This window comes from Arthrobacter sp. NPDC057388, from assembly GCF_042668165.1.
In the GTDB taxonomy this organism is placed as follows: domain Bacteria; phylum Actinomycetota; class Actinomycetes; order Actinomycetales; family Micrococcaceae; genus Arthrobacter.
Map to the genome: position 1 here is coordinate 1 of NZ_JBHVBL010000101.1, position 1,952 is coordinate 1,952.

Consider the following 1,952-nt stretch of genomic DNA (forward strand, 5'->3'; position numbering starts at 1 on the left):
GGTGTGTATAAATGGGCACTCTCTGTGAAATTTGAAGCTTTGAAATTCCGAATGGCGCACTTATACACTCTGTCGAGTGAGTGCTAAAATGCTGAAGCATTTCCGTCAAGCGTGTGGAGGAATCTTGTAGAGAGATATAGCATAGATACCCGTATCTCTAGAGATATTTTGGTATATCCCTGCTATATCTATGGGGTATCTATGCTATATCTTTGGCTTCAAAAACGGCACCTGTTCTAAGAGCATAGAAACTCAACAGGCACAGCCTGTTTGACACCCTTTTTTTTAGGGTGGCACCGAGTTTCCTTATGCTCTTTTTCTCTGAAGCTAAACCTGTTTTATATGTCGTAGTCTTTTTATTGGGAGTGACCCCTTGCTGTACAATTTCCGGAGGTGCCGATAAGGGACGAATTTTCCCTTGTCGGTTGCCTTTGGGGATTGTAAGGGGTGGAGGCTCGGAATCAAAAGGAAACGAAATATCATTCCGAGTGTGCTTCTTTTTTCTGTTCTTGAATTCTATTATTTCCAATGTTAGAATTATGTTAACAACTTGTTAGGAGTGTGTTTGGATGGAAGAGAAAAAACAAATTGGACCTCGAATTACTGTTGAAACATTTAAAAAGCTAGAGTTATTAGCCGAACATTTTACAAAACACAATGAATTTGGAAGAGTTTCAAAAGATGCTGTAATTGAGTTTGCTATTAAGGAATTGTATAGGGACTATTTGGGAAAAGGACGCTAATTTTTGTTGAAAAACTGACTTCGGATTTGGGGTTCTTTATTATTAACTTGATTTTAATTAAACATTACAGGAAAAATTGAGGGGAAATGGATGGATAAACGCAATGGTGACGCGGTTTTCATAGCTCCAAATGATGTTGTAAAAGTGACCACTATGAATCACGTCATTGAAGTTCAGCATATGGAGAAGATGAACCGGAAAAATAATATCAAAAAATTGGACAAGGATAGGTTTGTAGACCTCTCTACTGGGGAGATCCGGGAGTTCGAGCATTCGGAAAATCGGCAGGAAAATTATAATTCTTTGAGACAAACCTTTAAGAAGCTGCGTTATTTGATAAATAACAATTTTATAGGACGGCCAAATGAATTACATATAACTTTGACATACAAGAAAAATATGACGGACACGAAAAAACTTTATAGTGATTTTCAAAATTTTATCGACAGGTTGCGTTATAAATACAAGAAAGAAAGTTCGATAGATTATTTATCGGTGGTAGAGCCACAAGGACGTGGAGCCTGGCATTGTCATGTTTTAATGCGCTTTAATGATTTGGATAAGATTTATATTAAAAATGCTGAATTAAGGAGTCTATGGGGTTTAGGATTTGTAACAATCAAGTCATTAAAGGATATAGACAACATAGGAGCCTATTTGAGCGCTTATTTGACTGATATAGACCTAGAAGATGTCCAAGACAGGGAAACAGCCTTAAAAGTGGCTTCAGAGGGCTGTGAGGTGCAAACAAAGATCGTAGAAGGTCGGGAAAAGAAATTTTTAAAAGGCGGACGGCTGCACATGTATCCTTCCGGAATGAATATGTATCGAAAATCAAAAGGGATTGTTAAGCCGGAACGGGAAGAAATGAAGTTCGGAGACATAAAAAAAGTAGTGGGTTCGGCAAAACCACACTACGAGAAAAGTTATCATGTCGAAAATGACAATTTTGAAAACACAATTTCGTTTCTCCAGTATAACACAAAACGTGATTTTTGAAGCAAAACGGTTCCTCTTTATGGAGCCGTTTTTTTTATTTCCCGAAGGGTTATTTGTCAGAATGACAAACCGATTTCGAGCCGGCGAGAACCCATTGTCACACCACGATTTAGGGGGTGTGTATAAATGGGCACTCTCTGTGAAATTTGAAGCTTTGAAATTCCGAATGGCGCACTTATACACTCTGTCGAGTGAGTGCTAAAATGCTGA

General features: G+C 38.1%; 2 protein-coding genes. Both read left to right on the plus strand.

What is annotated here, in order from left to right; translation table 11 throughout:
- The first annotated feature begins 569 nt into the window (after positions 1 to 569).
- The gene (locus tag ACFUTU_RS21355; RefSeq protein ID WP_375839303.1) at positions 570 to 743 is read left to right on the plus strand and encodes a hypothetical protein; all 174 of its coding nucleotides are present in this window, start codon (positions 570 to 572) and stop codon (positions 741 to 743) included.
- Positions 744 to 833: 90 nt separating this feature from the next.
- Positions 834 to 1,742 carry a hypothetical protein gene (locus ACFUTU_RS21360; RefSeq protein WP_375839305.1) on the plus strand — a complete coding sequence of 303 codons (909 nt, stop codon included), beginning with the start codon at positions 834 to 836 and terminating at the stop codon, positions 1,740 to 1,742.
- Positions 1,743 to 1,952 lie beyond the last annotated feature (210 nt).